The sequence below is a fragment of the Mesorhizobium sp. B2-3-2 genome (assembly GCF_006442295.1).
GTDB lineage: Bacteria > Pseudomonadota > Alphaproteobacteria > Rhizobiales > Rhizobiaceae > Mesorhizobium.
Window position 1 is genome coordinate 96,594 of sequence record NZ_VFWA01000012.1, and the last position, 23,326, is coordinate 119,919.

General features: G+C 63.0%; 22 protein-coding genes and 1 pseudogene. 8 read left to right on the forward strand and 15 right to left on the reverse strand.

The genetic code is table 11. The features are described 5' to 3' along the window. Window positions 1-125: 125 nt before the first annotated feature. From FJ964_RS23390 to FJ964_RS23425, 8 genes and pseudogenes are all read right to left on the reverse strand, one after another. On the reverse strand, window positions 126-932 hold the full coding sequence (locus tag FJ964_RS23390; RefSeq protein ID WP_140552582.1) for a FadR/GntR family transcriptional regulator: 807 nt from the start codon (window positions 930-932) through the stop codon (window positions 126-128). Between the two features lie 2 nt (window positions 933-934). Continuing rightward, complete coding sequence (locus FJ964_RS23395) at window positions 935-1,936, reverse strand: ABC transporter permease (protein ID WP_224628961.1); 1,002 nt, start codon at window positions 1,934-1,936, stop codon at window positions 935-937. Continuing rightward, the gene (locus tag FJ964_RS23400) at window positions 1,933-3,456 is read right to left on the reverse strand and encodes a sugar ABC transporter ATP-binding protein (RefSeq protein ID WP_140552583.1); all 1,524 of its coding nucleotides are present in this window, start codon (window positions 3,454-3,456) and stop codon (window positions 1,933-1,935) included. Before FJ964_RS23400 ends, FJ964_RS23395 begins: the two co-directional genes overlap by 4 nt. Window positions 3,457-3,522: 66 nt before the next feature. Then, window positions 3,523-4,509 carry a substrate-binding domain-containing protein gene (locus FJ964_RS23405; protein ID WP_224628957.1) on the reverse strand — a complete coding sequence of 329 codons (987 nt, stop codon included), beginning with the start codon at window positions 4,507-4,509 and terminating at the stop codon, window positions 3,523-3,525. A 32-nt stretch (window positions 4,510-4,541) separates the two neighbouring features. Continuing rightward, window positions 4,542-5,318, reverse strand: a complete 777-nt coding sequence (locus FJ964_RS23410) for an SDR family oxidoreductase (RefSeq protein WP_140552584.1) — start codon at window positions 5,316-5,318, stop codon at window positions 4,542-4,544. A 5-nt stretch (window positions 5,319-5,323) separates the two neighbouring features. Continuing rightward, entirely contained in the window at window positions 5,324-6,496 is a 1,173-nt protein-coding gene (locus FJ964_RS23415) for an enolase C-terminal domain-like protein (protein ID WP_140552585.1), read from the reverse strand. A gap of 450 nt (window positions 6,497-6,946) precedes the next feature. Next, window positions 6,947-7,326, reverse strand: a pseudogene (locus FJ964_RS31085) (leucine zipper domain-containing protein); the annotation flags it as partial. A gap of 311 nt (window positions 7,327-7,637) precedes the next feature. Then, window positions 7,638-7,988 (reverse strand): DUF2200 domain-containing protein, encoded by a 351-nt coding sequence (locus FJ964_RS23425; protein WP_140552587.1) that lies wholly within the window; start codon window positions 7,986-7,988, stop codon window positions 7,638-7,640. Between the two features lie 520 nt (window positions 7,989-8,508). On the opposite strand from FJ964_RS23425, the gene FJ964_RS23430 reads away from it, so the two are divergent. Then, on the forward strand, window positions 8,509-8,937 hold the full coding sequence (locus FJ964_RS23430) for a hypothetical protein (RefSeq protein ID WP_224628953.1): 429 nt from the start codon (window positions 8,509-8,511) through the stop codon (window positions 8,935-8,937). Window positions 8,938-9,116: 179 nt separating this feature from the next. Here FJ964_RS23430 and FJ964_RS23435 read toward each other — a convergent pair whose 3' ends face one another. Then, complete coding sequence (locus FJ964_RS23435; protein ID WP_140552589.1) at window positions 9,117-10,103, reverse strand: aldo/keto reductase; 987 nt, start codon at window positions 10,101-10,103, stop codon at window positions 9,117-9,119. 161 nt (window positions 10,104-10,264) lie between these two features. Between FJ964_RS23435 and FJ964_RS23440 the strand changes: the two genes are divergently transcribed. From FJ964_RS23440 to FJ964_RS23460, 5 genes are all read left to right on the forward strand, one after another. Continuing rightward, complete coding sequence (locus tag FJ964_RS23440) at window positions 10,265-11,479, forward strand: ABC transporter substrate-binding protein (RefSeq protein WP_140552590.1); 1,215 nt, start codon at window positions 10,265-10,267, stop codon at window positions 11,477-11,479. A 114-nt stretch (window positions 11,480-11,593) separates the two neighbouring features. Continuing rightward, window positions 11,594-12,466 carry a branched-chain amino acid ABC transporter permease gene (locus FJ964_RS23445; RefSeq protein ID WP_140552591.1) on the forward strand — a complete coding sequence of 291 codons (873 nt, stop codon included), beginning with the start codon at window positions 11,594-11,596 and terminating at the stop codon, window positions 12,464-12,466. Then, on the forward strand, window positions 12,463-13,506 hold the full coding sequence (locus FJ964_RS23450) for a branched-chain amino acid ABC transporter permease (RefSeq protein WP_140552592.1): 1,044 nt from the start codon (window positions 12,463-12,465) through the stop codon (window positions 13,504-13,506). Before FJ964_RS23445 ends, FJ964_RS23450 begins: the two co-directional genes overlap by 4 nt. Further along, complete coding sequence (locus FJ964_RS23455) at window positions 13,503-14,225, forward strand: ABC transporter ATP-binding protein (RefSeq protein ID WP_140552593.1); 723 nt, start codon at window positions 13,503-13,505, stop codon at window positions 14,223-14,225. The genes FJ964_RS23450 and FJ964_RS23455 overlap by 4 nt, the downstream gene beginning before the upstream one ends. Further along, the gene (locus FJ964_RS23460) at window positions 14,222-14,953 is read left to right on the forward strand and encodes an ABC transporter ATP-binding protein (RefSeq protein WP_140552594.1); all 732 of its coding nucleotides are present in this window, start codon (window positions 14,222-14,224) and stop codon (window positions 14,951-14,953) included. Before FJ964_RS23455 ends, FJ964_RS23460 begins: the two co-directional genes overlap by 4 nt. An 8-nt stretch (window positions 14,954-14,961) precedes the next feature. On the opposite strand, the gene FJ964_RS23465 is transcribed toward FJ964_RS23460, so the two are convergent. Continuing rightward, a complete protein-coding gene (locus FJ964_RS23465) occupies window positions 14,962-15,708 on the reverse strand; it encodes a FadR/GntR family transcriptional regulator (protein ID WP_140552595.1) in 747 nt (248 codons plus the stop codon). Window positions 15,709-15,818: 110 nt separating this feature from the next. Here FJ964_RS23465 and FJ964_RS23470 point away from each other — a divergent pair, with 110 nt between their 5' ends. Beyond that, window positions 15,819-16,724, forward strand: coding sequence for an NAD(P)-dependent oxidoreductase (locus FJ964_RS23470; RefSeq protein WP_140552596.1), 906 nt, complete (start codon window positions 15,819-15,821; stop codon window positions 16,722-16,724). A 122-nt stretch (window positions 16,725-16,846) separates the two neighbouring features. On the opposite strand, the gene FJ964_RS23475 is transcribed toward FJ964_RS23470, so the two are convergent. Then, the gene (locus FJ964_RS23475; RefSeq protein ID WP_140552597.1) at window positions 16,847-17,629 is read right to left on the reverse strand and encodes a FadR/GntR family transcriptional regulator; all 783 of its coding nucleotides are present in this window, start codon (window positions 17,627-17,629) and stop codon (window positions 16,847-16,849) included. 7 nt (window positions 17,630-17,636) lie between these two features. Beyond that, on the reverse strand, window positions 17,637-19,076 hold the full coding sequence (locus FJ964_RS23480; RefSeq protein WP_140552598.1) for an FAD-binding oxidoreductase: 1,440 nt from the start codon (window positions 19,074-19,076) through the stop codon (window positions 17,637-17,639). Between the two features lie 161 nt (window positions 19,077-19,237). Here FJ964_RS23480 and gloA point away from each other — a divergent pair, with 161 nt between their 5' ends. Next, window positions 19,238-19,648, forward strand: a complete 411-nt coding sequence (gloA, locus tag FJ964_RS23485; RefSeq protein ID WP_140552599.1) for a lactoylglutathione lyase — start codon at window positions 19,238-19,240, stop codon at window positions 19,646-19,648. Between the two features lie 86 nt (window positions 19,649-19,734). Here gloA and FJ964_RS23490 read toward each other — a convergent pair whose 3' ends face one another. Genes FJ964_RS23490 through FJ964_RS23500 form a run of 3 tightly spaced genes read right to left on the reverse strand, consistent with a single transcriptional unit; the run spans window position 19,735 to window position 23,204 of the window. Further along, entirely contained in the window at window positions 19,735-20,703 is a 969-nt protein-coding gene (locus FJ964_RS23490; RefSeq protein WP_140552600.1) for an ABC transporter permease, read from the reverse strand. A 9-nt stretch (window positions 20,704-20,712) separates the two neighbouring features. Then, complete coding sequence (locus FJ964_RS23495) at window positions 20,713-22,215, reverse strand: sugar ABC transporter ATP-binding protein (protein ID WP_140552639.1); 1,503 nt, start codon at window positions 22,213-22,215, stop codon at window positions 20,713-20,715. A gap of 5 nt (window positions 22,216-22,220) precedes the next feature. Further along, entirely contained in the window at window positions 22,221-23,204 is a 984-nt protein-coding gene (locus FJ964_RS23500) for an ABC transporter permease (RefSeq protein ID WP_140552601.1), read from the reverse strand. Window positions 23,205-23,326: the final 122 nt, after the last annotated feature.

Consider the following 23,326-nt stretch of genomic DNA (forward strand, 5'->3'; position numbering starts at 1 on the left):
CTCCGACAGGTCGAGCGTTCGAAACCCGCCGTAGACAAGACATCACCAGTCGGCACCGAGATCCGGACGATTGCGGCGCTCAGGAGCCGGAGCGATTCGGATTGCTTCCGGCATGCGTCATGCAATTAATGCAGATCGCCGGCTGACACGGGGAGGTTCTGCCTGACCGGGCGGTCGCGGTGCGCGCCGTCGGCGATGGTCAAGAGGTCGATCGATGCTATCCCAATCAGCGCCTTCATCTGCCGGTAGGCATCATCGGCCCGTCGCATGCGGATGGCTTCCAGGACGTCGCCATGCGCGCTGAGCGTGGCCTGGAAATTGGCCGTGGCCGAGGTCGTCAGCCGAAAGGAGAAATTGAGGGCCGCAGCCAGCATATTGCCGAGGTTTGCGAACACCGGGTTGCGGCTGGCACGCAAGATTCCAGTGTGAAATCGCACATCGGCGTCGAGGCAGGCAGACAGGTCGTCTTCAGGCGCGTCGCACATCGCCTCATAGGCGGCCTCGATTATCGCCAGATCGCCGGAGCTCGCCATCTTGGCCGCCAATTGGGCGGCTGCCGGTTCAATCACCAGGCGCGCTTCGATAAGCCCTCGCACGAAGCCGAGGTCGGGCTCGATCCCGCTCATCCAGTCGAGCACTTGGGCATCGAGCCTGTTCCAATCGCTTGGCAGGCGGACATGCGTCCCCGCGCGCTTTCGCGCTTCGATCAGTCCTTTGGCCGCGAGCGTCAGAAGCGCATCGCGCAGTGCGGTGCGGCTTGCGTCATAGGCGGCGCAAAGTTCGGCTTCGCTGGGCAGGATGGAAAGAGGGGGATAGCGGCCGGAGAGGATGCGCTGGCCGATATCCCTCGCGATCCTGTCCTTCAGCGACGCCGGGCCGATAGTGGTCGCGTCCGGCACGTCTTCGGTCTTCGGAAGGGGCTTAACTGCCATTGCTAGGTCCTGTTGAGGTGATACTCGGCGACAACCACAGCAAGGATCAGGAGCGATCCCTTTGCAAGCAGTTGATAGAAAGTCGGCACCGAAGTCAGGATCATGCCGTTGTTTAGGATGCCGATGATCGCAACCCCCAGCAGCGCCCCGACAATCGTTCCTTTGCCGCCCTGCAGGGCGCATCCGCCGAGAACGGCGGCGGTGATGGCCTCGAGTTCCAGCCCTTGCGATCCCGAAACCGGCTGCCCCGAACCCGTGCGCGCGGCAAGCAGGATGCCGGCAAGCCCCGCCGCCACGCCGCTCATGATATAGATGCCGACGCGGTAGCGCTTGACGTTGATGCCGGAAAAGCGCGCCACGACCGGATTGCCGCCGAGCGCATAGATGTTGCGGCCGACTATCGACCGGGAAAGAAAGACCTGGAACAGGATCGCCGTCGCGATCAGGATCCACAAAAGCAGCGGCAGGCCGAGGATTTTGCCGATACCGATGAACCGAAACGTGTCGCTGAAGATGGCGATCGACTGGCCATCCGACATGATGAAGGCGATGCCGCGGAAAATGGCCATCGTGCCGAGCGTGGCGATGACGGCATTGACGCGCCCGTAGGTGATGATGATGCCGTTGACCAGGCCGGCCAGCCCGCCGACGACCAGACCGGCGACGATGCCGAGCCCCGGCGAGCCCGTCGCCTGGATGGCCATGGCGGTCGATACCGTGGTGAGGCCGACGACGGCGCCGACCGCGATGTCGAGCCCACCGGCCACGATGACGATGGTCTGACTCATCGCCAGCACGCCAAGGATGGTGATGCCTAGGCCGATATTGAGCATGTTGCGCGCCGAAAAGAACACGTCGCCACGCAGCGTGCCGAAGATCACAATGAGGATCGCGAGCGCGAGGAGCAGGCTGATGTTGTGGACACCCAGGCGTTCGGCCAAGGCGGCCATGGAGCGCCTTTCCATGGCGTCGCGGGGATTCGTGAGCTGATCGGCGGTGTTCACGGGGCAAGTCCTTCGCGCTGGAGGGCGGACCTCGGCATGGCGTGCCTGAGGATCGATGTCTCATCGATATCCGGGCGGTTCAGTTCGGCGGTGATGCGGCCTTCGGCCATGACGAGCACGCGGTCGGCCAGACCGATCAGTTCGGGCATTTCGGATGAAATTAGGATGAGCCCGATCCCACCCGCCGCGAGTTCCTCGATCAGGCGATAGATTTCAGCCTTGGCACCGATGTCGATGCCGCGCGTCGGCTCGTCAAGGATCAAAAGCATGGGCTGTCGCGCCAGCCATCGCGCCAACACCACCTTCTGCTGGTTGCCACCTGAAAGTTTTGCCACCGGCACGTCCAGATCCGGTGCCTTGATCGCCATCTTGGCGGCAAGTGGCGACACCACGTCGAGCGCCTTGCGCCTGCTGAATAGACCGAAGGACGATGTCCGGTCCGCAACGCAAAGGGCGGCATTGTCGAGAATGCTGCGAAACATCAGCAAGGCCTCGTGCTTGCGGTCCTCGGGCGCAAATCCGATACCGGCGACGATGGCCGCATGCGGGCTGTCGGGGGTGACGGGGATGCCGTTCATCGACACGGTGCCGCCGAGACGGCGGTCATAGCCGACGATCGCTTTTGCCAATTCGGAGCGTCCCGCGCCCATCAGGCCGGCGATACCGAGGACTTCGCCCTTGCGCACCGAGAGATCGATTGCGGTGATGCGCTCCGTCGTCAGCCCCTTGATCTCGAGCAGGTTCTCGCCCGAAGGCCGGCTCTCGCGTTTGAACAGGTCCGCGATGTCGCGACCCACCATGAGCCGGGCAATGCCCTGCTCGGTGGCGCCGGCCGCAGCCGATTCATCGACGAGACGGCCGTCACGCAGGACGACGATACGGTCGGCGAGCTCGATGATTTCGTTCAGCCTGTGGGAGATGTAGACGATCGACGTTCCCTCGGCGCGCAACCTGCGGATGACCGCGAAAAGCCGCCGCGCTTCGTCATCGGTCAGCGACGATGTCGGTTCGTCGAAGGCGATGAGGCGGCCGCCGGCGCGCACCGCACGCATGATTTCGATCATCTGCCGTTGCGCGGGGCCGAGCGTCTCGCAAGGCTGGCGCGGCCGCATGTCGGCTTGCACGCCGAAGGCAGCAAGCACGCGAGCGGCTTGCGCCTCCAGTGTCTTCCAGTCGAGGAACACGCCGGCTGTTCTTGGCATTTCGCCCACGAAGATGTTTTCCGCGATGGTCAGGCTCGGAACGATCTCCGGCTCCTGGTGGATGACCCGGATGCCGGCGTTGTGGCTGTCTCTCGGTTCGGAAAAGACCACAGGTTCATTGGCGAACCGGACCGAGCCGCTATCCGGTTTGAAGACCCCTTCCAGAATACGCATCATCGTCGATTTGCCGGCGCCGTTTTCGCCGACCAGCGCCAAAAGTTCGCCAGGCCGGAATTTCAGCGACACGTCGTCGAGTGCCTGGACGACGCCGAAACGCTTCGAGACATGCTCGAGCGCGAAGAAACCGTTTTCCGTCACATCAGGCTCCCGATCATTGCTGGGACATGCGACGGGACCCATGGGGGTCCCGTTGCATCGGACTGGTCAGTGGCAGAGTTTGGCCTTGTAGTCGGACGCGAAATTGGCAGGCGTGATGTATTCGGGGTCGGTGAAGGATTGCACCGGAAGCGGTGTCTTGTCCTTGATCGCGGCCAGCAGCAGCTTGACGGCCAGCGCGCCATGATTGGCCGAGTTCAGCCACATCGTGCCCCTGAACGCCGAGGGCTCGGCCGAGCCGAACGCATCGCAGGCCCGGCTGCCGTCAATGCCGATGCCCATGCCCTGATCGGCCTTGTAGCCGGCGTTTTGCAGGGCGCGCGCGGCGCCCAGAACGCCATCGTCATTGCAGGAGTAGAAGATCCAGTTGGTCACGTTCGGATTGGCCGTCAGCGTCGTGGTCATCACGTCGATGGCGTTGACCATGGTGTTGTCATAGGCAACGCGGATGATGTTGTTCGGCTTGAAATCAGGGACCGCCTTGAGGAAGGCCTCCTCGGCGCCCTTGTTGCGCTGCATGCAGGTGTCCGCCTTGCGGTCCTCGATGGACGCGATGCGCACTTCCTTGCCGGCCCATCCATCGGCTTTGTAGAGCTTCGCCAGTTCTTCACCGACGCGCGCACCGATGTTGTGGGCGTTCATGCCGACATATGGAACCTGCGACCCGTCCTGATAGTAGATGTCGTCGTCCACGGCGACGAGCGGAATACCGGCGGTCTTCGCCTTCTGGGCGATCACCGGGCCGAGCGCCTTGTCGGGAACGACGATGGCGATGCCCTTGACGCCATCTCCAACCATGGTGTCGAAGGTGGTGACTGCCAGATTGGCATCGAACTGGACGTCCTGCGAAACGAAGGCGGCGCCGGCAGCTTCGGCAGCCTTCTTGGCGCCGCCGACTTCAGCGACGAACCATGGGTGTTCGCCCATCTTGTTGATGTAGCCGATCTTGATATCGTCGGCACGTGTGGCACCGGTCAAGGCAAGTCCGGTGGCGAGTGCGGCGCAGGCCACGATTGCTGTCAGTCTCGAATTCATGTCTTCCTCCCTTGTGCAGTCCTGGTTGAACGTCAGTCGTGGTAGAGAACCGAGCGTCCGCCATCGATGGTGATCGTCTCGGCATTGATGAACGGCGCTTCGTCCGAAGCCAGAAAAACCGCCGTCATTGCGACCTCCTCCGGTCGGCCGATCCTTTTGGGCGGATGCAGGTCGTAGGCGCGCCTCTTTTCCGCTGCCGGATCGGCAAATGTGTTCCAGTAGGCCTCCGCTATCGGCGTCTCGATGTAGCCCGGCGCGATGGCGTTCACGCGGATGCCGCGCGCCGCGTATTCGATGCCGAGCGCTCTCGTCAGCCCCAGCAGCGCGTGCTTGGCGACGGGATAGGGGAAAGTGTGTGGAATGATGCGGAAGGCGTGGCAGCTGGCGATGTTGACGATCGAACCATATTCTCGCTCCAGCATCGAGGGCAGCACCGCCCTGGCGCAGATCCAGGCTGCCTCGAGATCGAGCTTGAGACAGCGCTCCCACTCGCTGTCGGGCATCTCCAACGGCTCATGGAAGACGTTGGCCCCGGCATTGTTGACCAGTATATCGACGCTCCCAAAGGAGCCAAGCGTGCGCGCCACCAGGTCGGTGACGGACTGTTTGTCGGTCACATCGGTTTCGCAGAACACCGCCTCGCCGCCGGCCTGCGCGATTGCCCGCGCGACCGCGGCGCCGGTCATCGTGTTCTTCTCGGCAATGACGACGCGGGCTCCCTGGGCCGCAAACGCGGTGGCGGTGGCGGCGCCAATGCCTTGGCCGGCCCCGGTGACGATCGCGATCCTGCCCTGCAGACGACCCGTCATGGCGATCACCAATCCACGATGGTGCCGTCCGGCATGACCGCATTGCGGGCATGCAGCACCTCCTGCTTGAACGGGTGGCGGGCGATCACGTCTTCGTTCACGGTAACACCGAGGCCGGGCAGTTCGGGGGCGTCCCAACGTCCCGGCTGGCGCCTGATCGGCCAGCTCACCACATCGTCGTACCATGGAACTGCGCCCGACATTTCCTCCTGGATGATGACGTTGGGCGTCGAAATGCCGAAGTGCAGCGCGGCGACCCCGGCCAGCGGTCCGAGTGGATTGTGCGGCGCCAGTCCGATGCCGGCGGTTTCGGCGAAGGCGGCAATCTTCTTGGTCTCGAGCAGACCGCCGGTGTGGCAGATGTCGGGCTGCGCGATGTGGAAGGCGCGGCCAGCGATGGCGTGCGAAAACTCGCGACGGCCGATGAGACGCTCGCCGGACGCGATCGGTACCGGCGAGCGGGCCGTGATATGGGCGAGGCCAGCCATGTCTTCCGGCGGCAGCGGCTCTTCCGCGAACATGATACGGGCGGGCTCTATGACTTTCAGATAGTCCATCGCTGCATTGACGGAGGCCGGCCGGCCGTGGAAATCGATCATGATGTCGACCGCGGGGCCTACGGCTTCGCGCAGCGCGCCGACCATCTCCGCGACGGCATCGACGTCGCGCGCCGGCGACACATAGTGCGTATAGGGGATGCAGACGATCTTGACCGCGTCATAGCCCGCCTGCGTGACGATCCGGCCCCGTTCGACGATGCTGTCCGCCGAATTGCTTTCGTAGACGGCCTTCATGTCCCCGAGACCGAGATGGGTATAGGTGCGCAGATGCGTGCGCACCTGGCCGCCGAGCAGGCGCCAGACCGGGACGCCGAGCGATTTTCCCAGAATGTCCCACAGAGCAATCTCGATGCCGCTGACGGCCGACATGCCCTCGACGCCGAGACGCCAAAAGCCGTGGCGCGTCATGATCTGGTGGCACTGTTCGATGTTGCGAGGGTCCTGCCCCAGCAGCAGAGCCTCGAGATCCTCCAGGGCGCCCACGACGGCGCGCGTTTTCCATTCCAGTGTCGCCTCGCCCCAGCCGAAGAGACCGGGTTCGTCGGTCTCGACCCGGACAAACACCCAATTGCGCATCTCTGCGTTGCACACGCGCGCGCTGATCGACGTGATCCTCATTCCAGCCCCTCAGCTTGTCGTTTATATCGACATTAAATATGATTTATTTATCAATACATGTGCGGAGTCAAGAGCAGACACCGCACGTCTCGATTACCGCCACGCTCCAGAACTTGACCGCTGGAATATCCTGGCTCGTCATACAGTTAGGGCGAACGAAACATAAACTGTGCTGGAGCTCGGATGGTCAGCCTCCGATCTCTTTGGATTGGCAGCGTGCATCGAGGGCACATTTCAGCGTTTGCATGCGCGGGAGCACCATTCGACGGCGACGTAGAACGGTTGGCCATCGTGCAACTTTGCACGGCGACAGGAACGTGCTGGTCGATACGGGCCTCATTCAGCATGACGACAGTTTTTCACAGAAATGCGGCATTCCTTATTGGATCTCCCTGGTCCGAATGCTGCCGGAGGCAGGCGTCTCCGCCGATTCAGTGACCGACATCGTCCGATGTGGATCATGTCGCCCGACTCGTCATGCTCATAGCGGCGCACCGGCTCTGCTGGCTCAACGTCCTTCAGCCGCGACGGTCCGGCCCGCGCCAGCACCCGGCTCACCTTCGCGGCGAGACAGCGACCCCACTTGCAATGTGCTTGCCCGTGAGGCGCTGGCGCCGCAGCGTAACGATCCGATCGGCCACAGCCCGTTCGCTCGCATTCGGACTGCGCCTGGGCCGCGACGAGCGGTCGGCCATGCCGGCACGGCCTTCGGCCTTGTAGCGCTCGACCCATCGGTTCACGACCTTCGCCGGCGCCGCGAATTTCAACGCTGCTTGGGATTGGGAAAGGCCGCCTTCCATGACCGCAAGCGCCATCTCCTCTCGATTCATTCGGGTCCTCCGACGAATCTGAAGCGTGGTAACTCCAGTCTCGTCGGTCGGGCCCGAATGGACAACCTGCCAAAACCTCACATCTGGCCGAATGCCGGAAGGCACAAGTCCTCCATGATCGGCTGAAGTTTGTTTGCGGTGCGCCGTGGCTACCAGCTCCAAGCCGCCAATATCCGCCTTCGAGTAGCGGTGCACTGGCCGCGATTGAACAGCTATTGGGCGCGAACCGCGGCGGCTGGAACCGTCCTGACACCGCAAGGCCGTTAAGATCATCCGGTCCAAGAGAACCGATATCGAGCCAACCAACCTGGCTAATTTCGCAAGATCTTCGTCATCGTCCGCCCCATGGCGAGCTCGTCGATCAGTTTGTCGAGGTAACGAATTTCCTGCATGAGGGGTTCTTGGATGTCTTCCACGCGGATACCGCAAATTACTCCCGTAATGAGCGACCGCGATGGATTCATCCGAGGCGCCTGCACAAAGAAAGTCTCAAAAGATGCGTTCTTCGCCAACTGATCCTCGAGCATTTCCTGGCTGTACCCCGTCAGCCAACCGATGATTTCATCGACCTCCGCTTTCGTGCGTCCCTTTTTCTCAGCTTTCGCGACATAGTGGGAATAGACGCTCGCGACGCTGACTGAATAGATTCGATGCTTCGTCATCTGTCCCCCTGTGTCCAAGGCATTTCGCCTGGGAATATCGTACAGCAGCCTCTAGGGGCGACAGCAAGCCGGTGAATACTCCATCCGTGTCTGTGTTGGCCCACGAAGGCATGCTGGTTGAGATCCACGCGATCGCTGGGTTCCACAGCAAGCCCCGTGACCAGCATAGGAAGACGCCTTCGGATCCGCTCGTCATCGCGTTCGCAAACGATCTCATTCATGGCGGCATTATAGCAATTTTCCCCAAGCCCGGAGCACCGCGACGCTGCAAGTTGTGGCGGCAATGCTCCGGTACCGCCACGAGCTTCCGTCGCAAAATTCCACATGGCGGCGCTTGCAGCAGGCGGGCGCAACAATGGCGGGTGGGCCTGCGCTGGCAGTTTAGTTCGTCTCCTTGGAAACGAGAGGCAGTGTGGCAATGACGATTTCTCCCTTTCTGACCGCTCTCGGATCCGAAGAGCCCCCAGCCGGCCGAGCGAAAGACATGGACCTCTACGGGTGGCTAATCGGAAGTTGGGAGATGGACACGGTCCACTATCTCGACGGCGGCACGATGCAGAAATGGAATGGAGAATGCCATTTTGGCTGGGTGCTCGGAGGCCGCGCGATTCAGGACGTTTGGATCAGGCCCAAGCGCCCTGCCCCGTCCACGATGTATGGTACGACTTTGCGCATCTACGATCCCGGGATCGATGGCTGGCACATCATCTGGAACGACCCGCTCAACCAAGATTACTCGCGCCAGATCGGGCGGGCCGAGGGTAAGGACATTGTCCAGCTCGGCGAGGACTCGCGCGGTTTGAAAACCCGATGGCGTTTCACTGAGATCACCGCCAACGGCTTCCATTGGATCGGCGAGGAACGATCGTCCGAGAGCGACCCTTGGCAGACCACGTATGAACATTTAGCTCGCCGAACAAACCCTGAAGCCAGATCAAGAGCCAAATAATTTTTCGTCTTTTTGCCAGGTGAACCAGGTGTTCATCGCGTCTTGAAGACCGGGTGCAGTTCAATCGCAGCCCCTTCACGGCAGGCAAAAGCCAATGGGGGGCAATGAACATTCTGAATACGCTTGCCTCAGTCATCAGGTCCGTTGCGCCGTGAATTGATAAGGCTTGCCGGGTTTGATCACCAGCGGTAATGCACATAGGGCTTGAGGTCCTGGTCGTAGATATCGCGGATCTTGCCCATGATGTCGGCCGACAGCGGCGGAAGCTCCGCGGCCTCGGCATTGGAACGGGCCTGCGCCGGATTGCGCGCACCGGGAATGACCACGGTGACCGCATCGAACATCAGGATCCAGCGTAGCGCGAATTTGGCCATTGTCATGTCGTCTGAGACAAGCGGCCGGACGCGTTCGACCGCCGCCAGTCCGACTTCATAGGGCACGCCCGAGAAAGTCTCGCCGACGTCGAAGGCTTCACCGTTGCGGTTGAAGAGGCGATGGTCCGTCGCCTCGAATTCGGTGTCGGGTTTGAACTTGCCCGACAGCAAACCGCTTGCCAGCGGGACGCGGGCGATGATCGCCACATTGTTCTTTCTCGCCAGGTCGAAGAACAATTCCGCTGGCCGTTGGCGGAAGGCGTTGAAGATGATCTGCACGCTGACGACGCCAGGGTACTGCATCGCCTTCAGCGCCTCTTCGACGCGCTCAACGCTGACGCCGTAGTTACGGATTTTGCCTTGCTCGACGAGCCGGTCAAGCCGCTCGAACACTTCCGGATGATAATAGAGATCGGTCAGCGGGCAATGCAGCTGCACGAGATCCAGCGTGTCGGCCTCCAGATATCTGAGGCTACGATCAATCCAGTCGGCAAGGTTTTGCTGGCTGAAACCCTCGACCGTCTGCGTCGGCAGTCGCTTTCCGGCCTTGGTGGCAATGAATGGCCGCTCACCGCCGCGCTCCTTCATCACCCTGGCGATGAGCTTTTCGGAACGGCCGTCGCCATAGACATCGGCGGTGTCGATGAAGGTGACGCCGGCGTCGAGGGCGGCATGGAGGGCGGCAAGAGCATCGTCGTCATTGACCTCGCCCCAGGCGGCCCCGATCGCCCATGAACCGAAACCGATCTCGCTGACGTCGATGCCGGTGCGGCCGAATTTCCGTGACTGCATACCCTGTTTCCTAACTGCGGCTCGGTGGTGAGTCCTGATTGACGGGCCGCCTTATCGCATGGCAGCGCGATTGACATTCCCGCTCGTAGGATTTACCAGATAACAGGGTTGTATGACAACCCGGTAAGACTGCAATTATTTGGAGTCGGGAGGATCTCAAATTGAAAACCGTTCTGAAAATGGGCGCGTCGGCCGCCTTGTGCCTTGGCGCGCTTGCTCATCCAGCATTCGCCGAAGACAATATCGTCAAGATCGGAGTCGTCGCGGCGGAGTCAGGCTCGTTCGTTTCCGCCGGCCATACGTTGCCGGCGGGCGTCGGCCTTGCCGTCAAGCAGATCAACGACGCCGGCGGCATCAAGGTCGACGGCAAGACCTACAAGCTGGAAATGGTCAAGCGTGACGACCGCACCGACATCGCGACCGCCATCGCTGCCACCCAGGAGCTGGTGCGCGATGTGAAGGTGCAGGCAATCTTCGGGTCGGAAACCCATGACTTCACGCTGGCCATGGCCAAGATCACGCAGCCGGCCAAGATCATCCATTTCGCCGGCAATTCGACGCTGGCGAAAATACTGACGCCGGACTCGGTCAAGCCGGGCGGCGAGGACCACTACCTCTTCCAGTCCGAGCCGCAGGAATTCCAGCGGTCCGGATCGACCGCGCGAGGCGTCCTCACGCTTCTCGAGCCCTTGCTTGGCTATCGTCCGAAGAAGTCCGTCATGATCGTCGGCAACGACGCGACCGGTCAGTTCCTGTCGTCCTACTACTACAAGGCGCTCAAGGCCGAGGGGCAGGATGTTCCCGACATCATCTTCTACCCGCCTGACACAACTGACTTCTCGCCGTTCCTGACCCGTGCCAAGAGCCTCAACCCGGATATCATCCACTTCTGGTACAATGGCGATTCAACGCTGACGGCACTGCCGCAAGCGCTTGAACTGGGTGCCGCCAAGAGCTACTTCCTGTTCGGCGTCGACCCCGGCATCTGGAAGGAAAAGGCACTGACAGCCGACGTGCCGGTGGCGATGAGCTGCGTTCCGGTCTGCTGGGGTGAGTCATCCAACCCGAAAGCCAAGGCCTATTTCGATGCCTATTTCGCGGCCGGCGCTCCTCATGGCGTGACCTCGTCGGTGTCGCTGCTCTACCACGACTATGTCCATTTCCTCGCCGAAGCCTGGGAGAAGGCCGACAGCTTCGACCCGGACAAGACGGTCGAGGCGCTGCTGGCGCTCCACCACCAGGGGGTCGTCTCGGACGACCTGACGTTCAATCCGACTCACCAGGTCACCCATGCCACCGAGGTCTGCGCGGCGGCACCTGGTGGCGCCATCTCCTGTTCCATGCAGCAGCCGCCGGCTGAAGCGCCCAAGAGCTGACTTCCCAACCGTTGGCGGCGCGCAAGCGCCGTCGACCGCCCAGTTCGTTGAACGCCAGCTTCTAGTCAAGGCAGGACCTGATCACCGGCCTCACATCGACAGTGGACGCCAGCCGTGGACATTTTCATACAGCAGATCCTCAACGGTCTCTCGATCGCCAGCGTGATCACGCTCATCGCCATCGGCGTGACGCTGATCTTCGGCCTGACCGGCATCATCAACTTCGCCCATGGCGAATTCCTGATGATCGGCGGCATCGTCACCTGGCTCGCCGTCAGCGCTGGCCTCGGCTTTCCGGTGGCGGTCGTGCTGGCGATCCTGGCGGTTGGAGCGATGGGCTACATCCTCGAGCGTGGCCTGTTCCGCTTCACTCTGGAGCGGCCGACCAACGGCTTCATCGTCTCGCTTGGCCTCATCGTCGTGCTGCAGCATGTCGTCGTGCTGCTGTGGAACCCCAATCAGAAGAGCATTCCGCGCCCGCTGACCACTGTGTGGGATGTTGGCGGCGTGCGCATTGCCTCCGTTCGCGTCATGGTGATCCTGATCGCTATTGCCGTGGTGGCCCTGAGCTTCAGGATGGTTACGGCAAGCCGTTACGGCCGGGCGCTGCGTGCCAGCGTCGAGGACCGCGATACCGCGGCCTTGATGGGCATTCCGGTGCGTCGCTACATTACCGGCGTGTTCGTGCTGGGCAGCGCGCTTGCCGGACTTGGCGGCGCGCTGCTGATCGCGCTGTTTCCGATCACGCCTTTCACCGGCGGCACGATGGTCATGAAGGGCTTCGCCGTCGCGTTGATCGGCGGTCTCGGCAACATTTATGGCGCCGTAGCCGCTGGTCTCATCCTCGGCGTCGTCGAAGGCTTCAGTGCCGGCTACGGCTTCTCGCAATGGACCGATGCCTATTCCTTTGCCCTGATGATCCTGGTCCTGATCGTTCGCCCACATGGTCTGTTCGGCGGCACCAGCGGACCCAGGATCGCATCATGACCGCAGAGCAGGAGCTTCACGCTGATCGCACGAATTCCACCTTCAAGTCCTTGCGCTCGCTGCTACCGGTTGTGGTTGTCCTCGCGCTGATCGCGCTCGTGCCCTTGTTCTCGCCCAGCAACCGCTTCCTGTCGCTGGCAATCTCTGCCGGGATCAACGTGATCGCGCTCTACGGGCTGTCCGTGCTGTTCGGTCAGACCGGCATCCTGTCGATGGGGCACGCAGCACTGGTCGGCGTTGGCGCCTATGCGGCGGCGATCCTGGCGCGCGATTTCGGCATCGGCTTCTGGCTGGCGCTGCCGGTGGCAGCGCTTGCCAGCGCAGTGTTTGCAGCGATCGTCGGCATTCCCTCGCTTCGGGTTGGCGGCCACCACTTCGTCATCATGACCTTCGCCTTCGGCCAGTTGCTTACAATCGTGCTCACCAATGGCGGCGACTACACAGGCGCTGCCACCGGGCTTGATCTGGTCGGGCATGTCACCCTGTTCGGGGCCGACATGGGTGACCTGACGCGCTACTATCTGATGGTGGTGGCGTTCGTCGCTGCCGCGGCAGTGGCGAGCTGGGCGATTATCAACTCGTCCTATGGCCGTACGTTGCGCGCGATCAGAGAGAACGAGAAACTTGCCGCCTCGCTCGGCATCAATGTCGGCCGGCACAAGATCGGCGCCTTCGTGGTCAGCGGCATCTTTGCCGGCATCTCCGGCGTGCTGCTCGCCTATTTTCTCGGCCACATCTCGCCTACGCAGTTCTCTTCCTTTCCGAGCATCTATCTGGCGCTCATGGTCATGATCGGCGGCGCCCGCCTGATCGAGGGACCGCTTGCCGGCGGCGTGCTGGTCGCCTTCCTGCCGGAAGTGCTCAATCTCGACCCGGTCCAATCGCGCATCGTCTATGGCGTCTGCCTGATTGCAGTCATCATGCTGCTGCCCGATGGCCTGATCGGCGGCATCGTGCGTGCGCTTCGCGGGGTCTTCGCGGCCAAGCCGGGACAGGAAACCCAAGAGCGCCATGCACGGCCATCGGAGGCGCGCCGATGAGCCCTGTGCTGGCGATCAGCGGCCTCAGCAAGCAGTTCGGCGGCGTCACCGCGCTGGCGGGCGTCGATCTGACCATTGAAGAAAGCGAAATCCTCGGCGTCGTCGGTCCGAACGGCTCCGGCAAGACGACACTGTTCAACGTGGTGACCGGCGTCCACAGGCCGAGCGGCGGCAAGGTGCTGTTCCACGGACAGGACATCACCGGCCTGGCGCCGCACGCCGTGTCGCGGGCCGGCATTGGCTATACCTTCCAGCAGGCAATGGCGTTTGCCGGCCTTGGCGTGCTGGAGAACGTCCAGATCGCCGGCGAGCATGCGAGGGCGGCTGGCACAACCAGTCCGTGGCCGGCACCGCAGGCACTGCTCGACTTCGTCGGATTGAGCGCGCTAGCAGATGAAAAGGCCGGCGTGTTGCCGTTCGGGAGCTTGCGCCTTCTTGGCCTCGCGCTCGCACTCGCCACGCGGCCATCGCTGCTGCTGCTCGACGAGCCGGCTGCCGGCCTGAACGATCGCGAAACCACGGCGCTGGTGGGGCTTGTCCGCCAGCTGCCCGGCCATGGCATCACTGTCTGCGTCATCGACCATGACATGAAGCTGATGAAGATGTTGTGCCGACGGCTTGCCGTGCTCGATTTCGGCTCCAAGATCGCCGACGGACCGACCGAGGCGGTGCTTGCCGATCCCAAGGTGCTGGAAGTTTACCTGGGGGGCGATCTGTGAGCCTGCTCGCTGTTTCCGAAGTCGTCACCGGCTACGGGCCGACGGTCGTCAACCGCAGCGTCTCACTGACGTTGACCGAGGGCGAGATCGTCACCATCCTCGGGCCCAACGGTGCAGGCAAGTCGACGCTGCTCAAGGCGATCGCCGGGCTGGTCCGGCCGCGCGCCGGCACCATCTCCTTCGATGGCGCGGAGGTGACCGGGCTAGCCGCAGATGTCATGGCCCGACGCGGTGTCGTCCTGGTGCCGGAAGGGCGAAAGATCTTCGTCGACATGACGGTCGAGGAGAACCTTCGGCTCGGCGCCTATTCGCGCCGTGACGGTGCCGCCGTCGAAGCCGATTTCGAAACCATGCTGGGCTTCTTCCCGATCCTCGCTACCAAGCGGCGCGACAAGGGCGGTTCGCTCAGTGGTGGCCAGCAACAGATGCTGGCGATTGCGCGCGGGCTGATGACGAGGCCGCGCGTGCTGTTGCTCGATGAGCCGTCGCTTGGCCTGTCACCGTTGCTGGTCAAGGAGATCAAGGCGATTATTCTCAGCATCGGCGAGCGATTCGGGGCTTCGGTGCTGCTGGTCGAGCAGAATGCCGGCCTCGCCCTCGCCGTCGCCTCGCGCGGCTATCTCATGCAGAACGGCCGCATCGTCGTCTCGGGGCCTATCTCGGAATTGCGTGACATGTCGCTGATGCGGGAACTCTATCTCGGTGGCATGGCGGAAGCGGTGGTATGAGCGAGCACTCAGTCATGGCTCGCGCCGTCACGCAGCTTTTCAAAGCGGGCGTAGCTCTTGGTCAGGTGGCTGCGCATGGCGCGGCGGGCGGCGTTGACGTCCTTGGCCTCGATGGCGGCGAGGATGGCGCGATGCTCATGCTGCATCCTGGCCAGATACGTCTCCCGTTCGGAAATGGTCATCTGGTCGAGGCGGGTCCACTGGCGCGGAATCATGGCGCTGCCGAAGGCGTCGAACAGCCGGGTGAAATTGGCGTTCTGCGTCGCCGCGAGAATGGCGCGGTGAAACGCGAAATCCTCTTCCGACCCAGACCCTCCGGCACGCACCGCCACCTCCAGCGCGTCAAGCCCCGAGCTCATTTGCTCGAGCGCACTGTCGCTTCGCCGTTTCGCCGCGAGGCCGGTCGCCTCGACTTCGATACCCATGCGCAATTCCAGCACGCGCAGCACCTCGTCGATCGATTCGAGATCGTCAGGCAGAATGGAAAAGGTCCGCGGCGGCGGGTCCTTGGCAACGAAAGCGCCGAGGCCCTGACGCGTGGTGATAAGGCCCCGGGCGCGCAACGCGGCAAGCGCTTCGCGTACCACGGTGCGGCTCACACCCGTGGCGGCGACGATCTCCTGTTCGGTTGGCAGTTGCTGGCCCGGCGCAAGATCACCGGATTCAATCTGCGCGATCAGCGTGTTTACCAGTCCGGTCCGCAGGTTCGGCGCCTGCGGTATGGCGTCGAAAAGCATGCTCTCATTATCGGCCATCGCGGCAAACAGCCCCTGTTCGATTCTTCGGTGAAGGATTGCATCGACGGGTGTTCGCCGCAAGGTGAGGAAATACGGCCCACAGGCGCGGGCCGTGGTTGGAGGATTGCATGAAAGAACGCATTGGTTTCATCGGACTGGGGAGCATGGGCTCGGGCATGGCCGCGAATTTGTTGCAAAAGGGCTGGCCCCTGACGGTCTGCGTCCATCGCAGCCGCGATGCCGCCGACCGGTTGATTGCTTCGGGTGCCGTCGAAGCGGCAAGTCCGCGCGATCTCGCCGCCGCCTGCGACATCGTCATTCTGTGCGTCACCGGCTCGCGAGAGGTCGAAATGCTGGTGAAAAAGCCGGATGGCTTGGCCGCTGCCGGCAAGCCGCTGCTGGTCATCGACTGCTCGACGTCCAACCCGTCGTCGACGACAGCACTTGCCGGCGAACTCGCCGCGCAAGGTGTGATGCTGATCGACGCGCCATTGGCGCGCACACCCAAGGAGGCGGCCGAAGGCAAGCTCGACGTCATGGTCGGAGGGTCGGCCGAGGCCGTTGCCCGGGCTCGGCCGGTGCTCGAGGCCTTTGCCGCGCGCATCGTGCACACCGGCCCGATCGGCAGCGGCCACACAATGAAGCTGCTCAACAATTTCGTCTCGATGGGTTACTCCGCCATCTATTCGGAAGCGCTGACGCTTGGCGTCAAGGCCGGACTGACGCCGCAGGTCTTCAACAGCGTCATCTCGGGCAGCCGCATGGATTGCGGCTTCTACCAGGCCTTCTTCGATTTCGTGCTGAACCGCAACGAGAACGCGCAGCGTTTTGCCATCGTCAATGCGCTCAAGGACATGACCTATCTGGCCTCTTTCGCCCAGGCGGCGGGCGTTGCCAACCCGATCGGCGCCTCAGTGCGCAATGGCTTCGCCACCGCTGTTGCAACCGGCCATGGCGAGAAATTCGTGCCGGCTTTGTCCGATATCATCGCCGGCCTGAACGGCGTCTCGCTGGTCGAACCGCCGGAGGCGTGAACCGGCCAGAGCGGTTCAGCGTTTGACGGAATCGCCGACCCGCTCTAACTGTTTGTGCTACGCACTCCGGACGGAAAACTGCACTTTCCTGGAATTGCTCAAGGCGCGGGCGGTGCGCAGCGTTATCCGGCGGCTTGCTTGCGGATAGCCTTCCTCAGTCTCTTGTGCCGCAAGGAAGGTGCTGGCTCTGCAACTGCTTCATCATGCAGTCCAACACGCAGGGCCGCACCTGCAAGATGATCGCGCATCGCCGTTTCTGCCGCCTGAACATCCCCGGCGCGGATAGCGGCCAGGATTCGCTCGTGCTCGCCGAGTGTGATGCGTGCCATGTCGTCGGATTTCTGCCGGTTGCCGGCGGCAAGAATGCTTTCGCGGACACGCTCGGAAACGAAAACCAGGAACTGGCCCATATAGGCGTTGCGCGTCGCCTCCGCGACGGTGCGGTGGAACTCGAGATCGCTGCGCAGCCAGGCGACACTGCCATAGGGCGCCGCGCGCATACCGGCGAGCGCATCGCCCATGGCGGTGAGATCGGCTTCGCTGCGGCGCTTCGCGGCAAGGGCGGCCGCCTGCACCTCGAGTATGCCGCGCAGTTCGAACAGGTTGCGGAACGAGTCGGCCCGCTGCAGGGCTTCGTAGTCGATGGTCAGCACCGTCGGGTTGTTGCTTTCCACCACGAAGGCGCCGCGCCCCTGTTGCGACCAGATGCGGCCTTCCGAGCGCAGCCGCGCGATCGCCTCACGCACGACGTTGCGGCTGACACCGAACGTGGTCGCCAGCGCCTGCTCGGTCGGCAGTTGATCGCCGGGCTTGAGGCGCCCCTGCGCGATCTCGCGCGAGATCGAACTCGCAACCAGGGTGGAGAGATGCGGACCGCGATTGACCTTGTCGAGTTTCAGCGTCATCGCTCACCTATAGACCATGATCGGCGTTGGCTGCCAGGATGCGGCCGTTGCTGAGAATGTGACGCGGATCAAACGCCTCCTTGATGCCCGCCGCCAGGTCGAGGGTCACCGGATCGATCCGCTCGAGGAACGCCTTTTGCTTGACCCTGCCGATGCCATGCTCGGCGCTGATCGAGCCGCCATAGCGGTCGACAACGGCAAAGATCACCGCCTCCGCCTCTTCGAACAAATGCTCCACCGCTTCGGGGGCCATGCCTTCCGGCGGCACGACATTGAGATGGATGTTGCCGTCGCCGACATGGCCGTAGGTCACGGCAAGCGCGTCCGGGCGCACTTCCTCCAGGGCTGCCAGTGCATCGGTGACGAAATCGGCGAGTTCCGAGATCGGCACCGAAACGTCGGTGCGCAGATAGCGGCCGCCGCGGCCCTGGCGCTCGACCATGATCTCGCGATAAAGCCACAACCGCTCTGCCTGCGCCCGCGTCGATGCCACGATGCCGTCTTCGACAATATCGGCAACGCCACCGAGAAAGCCCGTAAGCATGTCGGACAGGTCGATCAGCCCGCCGGAAGAAACCTCGATCAGCACATAGGCCGGGTACGCCTTGCTCAGCGGATCGGGAAAGTCCACGCCCTCGCGCATCGTGATTTCGATACCGCCGCGCAGGATCAGTTCGAAGGCAGTCAGAAGGTCGCTGCAGTCGCGCCGCGCCCGCGCATAGAGTGCCATCGCATCCTCGACCGATCGCAGTCCGACCAGCGCGGTTTCGATCTGCGTCGGCTTGGGGAAGAGTTTCAGCGCGGCTGCGGTGACGATGCCGAGCGTGCCTTCCGAGCCAATGAAGATCTGCTTGAGATCGTAACCGCGATTATCCTTGCGCAGCACCTTCAGCCCGTTCCAGATCCGGCCGTCGGCCAGAACCACTTCCAGGCCAAGCACCAGGTCGCGCGTCATGCCGTAGCGCAGCACGTTGAAGCCGCCGGCATTGGTGGCGACATTGCCGCCGATGCGGCAGCTTCCTTGTGCCCCGAAGGTGATCGGCAGCAAGCAATCGCTCTGCTCGGCGGCGCGCTTGGCGACCTCGAGAATGCAGCCGGCTTCGACCACCATGGCGAAGTCGATCGGGCTGATCGAGCGGATCCTGTTCATGCGCTCCAGTGAGATGACGATTTCACCGCCATCCGCTGCCACTGCCGCGCCGACAAGACCGGTCAAGCCGCCTTGCGGCACGACTGGAATGCGCTGCGCGTGGCAATGGCGCATGAGAGCCGACATCTCCTCGACCGAGGCCGGTCGTGCGACCGCCAGCGGGCGGCCGAAATGGTCACCCGACCAGTCGCGGCTGTAGCGCGCCAGATCCTGGCTTGCGGTCACCAGCCCGCCATTCGGCAGCACGCCGGCAAGTGCCGCGATCAGCGATTTGGAGATGGGTGGCACGACATTCATGAATTGACTCTGACCCTTCCGGGAAAACGACTGGACAATCACCATTCTTGTCGTGTTATCATACAACCCTGATTTAGAACATCAAGCGAGGCCGTGGTCCCGCCGACCGTTCGATGTGGATGATCAGGCCAGCGAACCACTGAATTCGGAGGACTTTTCCAATGAGCGACGCCCCGGGCTTTCGCTATATGCACACCATGATCAGGGTTCTCGACCTCGACAAGTCGATTGCCTTCTACACCGAGGTTCTCGGCATGACCTTGCTGCGCCGGGACGACTATCCCGGCGGCAAGTTCACCAACGCCTTTGTTGGCTATGGGCCGGAAGAGACCGAGGCCGTCGTCGAGCTGACGCTGAACTGGGGTCGCGAGGAGCCTTACGAAATCGGCACTGGCTTCGGCCATTTGGCGCTTGGCGTCAATGACATCTATGCCGTCTGCGCCGAGATCGAGAAGCGCGGTGCCAAGATCGCGCGCAAGCCCGGGCCGATGCAGCATGGCACCACCCATATCGCTTTCGTCGAGGACCCGGATGGCTACAAGATCGAACTGATCGGCCTCGATACCATGTAGTGACCTGATCGGGCGGGGTCGCATCGGGCTTGTGATGCGACCCCGTCCGGTCCGCGCTTGCTTGGGAGGCGGTGCGGATCGAGCTGTCACTTGATGACCGCGATCTTGCTGCGGTCGATGGTGATGGCGACGGCGGCGATGAGCACCGATCCGAACACCATGTTTTCCAGAAAGATGTTGACACCGATGAAAGTCATGCCGATGCGCACGATCGAGATGATCAGCGCGCCGACCGCCGTGCGGGCAACGCCGCCCAGCCCGCCGGTGATGGCGCTGCCGCCGACGATGACGGCGGCAATGGCCGGCAGCAGCAACTGGTTGGCCAGAACCGGCGAGCCGCTCGACAGTCTCGCTGCCAGCACCACGCCGGCGACCGCGGCCAGCATACCGGAGGCGGCGAAGGCGATGATCTTGGTGCGGTCGACATTGATGCCCGCCGCCCAGGCGGCCGGCTCGCCAGCACCGACGGCAATCGCCTGGCGGCCAAAGCGCGTGTAGCGCAGCGCGAGAAAGCTGGCGATGCCGATGACCGCCGAAATCAGAACGACCACCGGCAGTCCCCCGACCGTGGCGTTGATCCAGGCGGTGTTTTCGCGACCGCCTTCCTCGATGGTGATGGCACGGCCGTCGGAAACCCATAGCGCGATGCCGGTGACCACGCCACCGGTGGCCAGCGTCGCCACGAAAGACGGCACGCGCAGCTTGACATGGACGATGCCGCTCAGCGCTCCGAAGGCGAGACCGGACAGGATTGCCAACGGAAAGGCGGCGAGGCCGAGCGAGGGCAGCAACTGCGCCAGGATCACACTCGCCAGCGAAGCGACCGCCTGGATCGACAGGTCGATGCCACCGAGCAGGATGGCGAAGGTGACGCCCGTCGCCAGGATGAACAGCACGGCGGTGTTGGCGAACAGCAGGGACACGGTCTCGCCGGTGAGAAAGCCGGGCGCTGCGACCTCTATGATCAGCAGCAGGCCGACAAGCAGGACCAGCGGAATAGCACCTTGCGTCCACTTGCCGTCCAACAGCCTCTTGGGGGAAAAAGCTCTATTCATCGGCCTGCCTCACACCATCGCCCGCAAAAGTTCGACCTGGTTCGGCTTGTGTCCCGGGCTGGCGTCGAAACGTGCGGTGATCTCACCGTCGCGCATCACCAGCACCTGGTGCGACAGGCCGATGGTTTCCTCCAGCGTGTCGGAAATCAGCAGGATCGCCACGCCCTGCGCGGAGAGATCGCGGACCAGTTCGTAGACCTCCTCCTTGGCGCCGACGTCGAGGCCACGCGTTGGGTGGTCGAGCACGAGGATGCGCGAGCCCGCCGTCATCCAGCGCGCCAGCACCACTTTCTGCTGGTTGCCGCCGCTGAGCTTGCGGCAGGCGGCATCGGGACTAGGCGCCTTGATGCGCAGTCGCCTGATCCAGTCGGCGGCAAGCCGGCGCTCCTTGGCATAGTCGATGGCGCCATGGCGCATGACACTTGAGAGATCGGCGAGTGAAATATTTTCGGCGATCGACAGGAACATCACCAGCCCCTCAAGCCGCCGCTCGCGCGGCACATAGCCGATGCCCTTTCGCACGGCCGGTTCCGGCGAGCCGAAGCGCACGGAATCGCCGGCGATTTTCATTTCGCCGGCATCATGCTGGAGGAAACCCCCGATGGTGCGCGTGACTTCCTCGCGGCCGGAGCCGAAGACGCCGGCAATGCCGACGATCTCGCCGGCCCTGATCTTGAGATCGACGCCATGATAGGCGCCGCCCGCCCCCAACCCTTTTGCCTCGACCATGACCGTCTCGCGCGGCGCCTGCTGGCGGGCCTCGCGGTAATATTCGGCCTGCAGCCCGCGCCCGACCATGATCTCGTGCAGCTCCGGCACGGTGACGTCAGCCGCGCGATGCTCGGCGACGACCGCACCGTCCTTCATGGTGTACACGCGGTCGGAGATCGCCAGCACCTCGTCGAGGCGATGCGAGACGAAGACGAAGCTGGCGCGGGACTTGAGCGAACGCACGCGTGCGAACAGCACCTCGATGTCGGCGGCGTTGAGCACGGAGGTCGGCTCGTCGAGCAGGATGAGCAACGGTCGTTCGACCATCTCTTCCAGGGTCAACGCCTTGGCGAGTTCCACCATCTGGCGCGCGGCAAAGGTGAGCTCGGAGATGCGTTGGGTAACATCGATATCGATGCCGATCTTGCCGAGCTGGCGGCGCGCCGCCGCGTTCATGGCGCGCCATTTGACGATGCCAAGACGGGTGAAGCGGTCTTCCTCGCCGAGATAGATGTTTTCGGCTACCGTCAAATTGAGCACCAGCGATTGTTCCTGGAACACCATGCCGATGCCATGCCGTGCCGCCTCGCGCGGATTGCGCATGCGAAGCTGCTCGCCGTCGAGGGTGAGACTGCCGCCATCCGGCCGATAGCTGCCGGCGAGCACCCGCATCAGCGTCGACTTGCCGGCGCCGTTCTCGCCGATCAGCCCGACCACTTCGTTCGGCCGGACCTCGATGCTGACGTCACGCAACGCCTGGACGCCGGGAAAGTTCTTGATGATGCCCGATGCGCTCAGCATGGCGTTCACTTGACGATCTTGAGGCGGACGCGGTCGAGCGACAGCGCAACCGCGGCGATGATCATCAGGCCCTGCACAGTCTGCTGAATGTAGGGCGAAATGCCGAGCAGGATCATGCCATTGGCAAGCACGGTGACGATCAGAACGCCAATCAGCGTGTTGACGACGCCACCCTCGCCGCCGGTTAACGCCGTGCCGCCGACAACCACGGCGGTGACCGCGGCAAACAGCCTTCCATCGCCAATGACCGCATGCGACTGGCCGAGCTGGGCCGCGGCAAGGACGCCGGCGATGCCGAAGAAAAAACCGGCCAGCGCGAAGGCGGTGATGCGCACCCGTACCACGTTGACACCGGAGAGCTTGACGACGTCCTCGTCGCCGCCGATGGCCAGGATGTGGCGCCCGAGCTTGGTGTGATACTGGATGACAGCGGCAAGCAGGAACGCTCCGGTCGCGACCCACACCGCCAGCGGCAGGCCGAGGAAGCGGGTGAGTGCCAGGTCGCGGATCGAGGCGTCGTTGAGCCGGATCGCCGAGCCGCCGAGCATGTAAACCGACAGGCCAAGGCCGATGAACCACATGCCCAGTGTCGCCATGAACGAGGGGATGCGCAACATGGTCTGGACGAGACCGCTGATGAAACCCATGGCGGTACCGGCGGCGACCGCGGCCAGCACCGCCCACCAGCCATAGTCGTTGCCATTGCTGTCATTGGCGGCAAGCAGCACGACCACCATCGCCGCCACCGACAGCGTGCCTTCGACCGAAAGGTCGATGCTGCCCATGAGGATGATGAAGGTAAGCCCCATCGCCAGCGTCAGCGGCACGGCGGCCGAGTTGGCGAGACGCACCAGATTGCGCAATTCGATGAAATTGGGATTGGCAATGGCGATCAGCACGCACAGCACAATCAGCACCGCCAGCGGCGCCAGGCTGCGCCAGCGCCTGCCACCGAACACAGTGGCGATGCGGCCGGAGAGGAATGTCATAAGCGTCGTCCGCTCGATGTCCGAAACGGACTTCAGGGGTTCTGTATGGATTGTCAAGAAACCGCTTACCCTCTGCTTGTAACAGTCGCCGACCCACATAGGACGCACGACGCCTGTAAAAG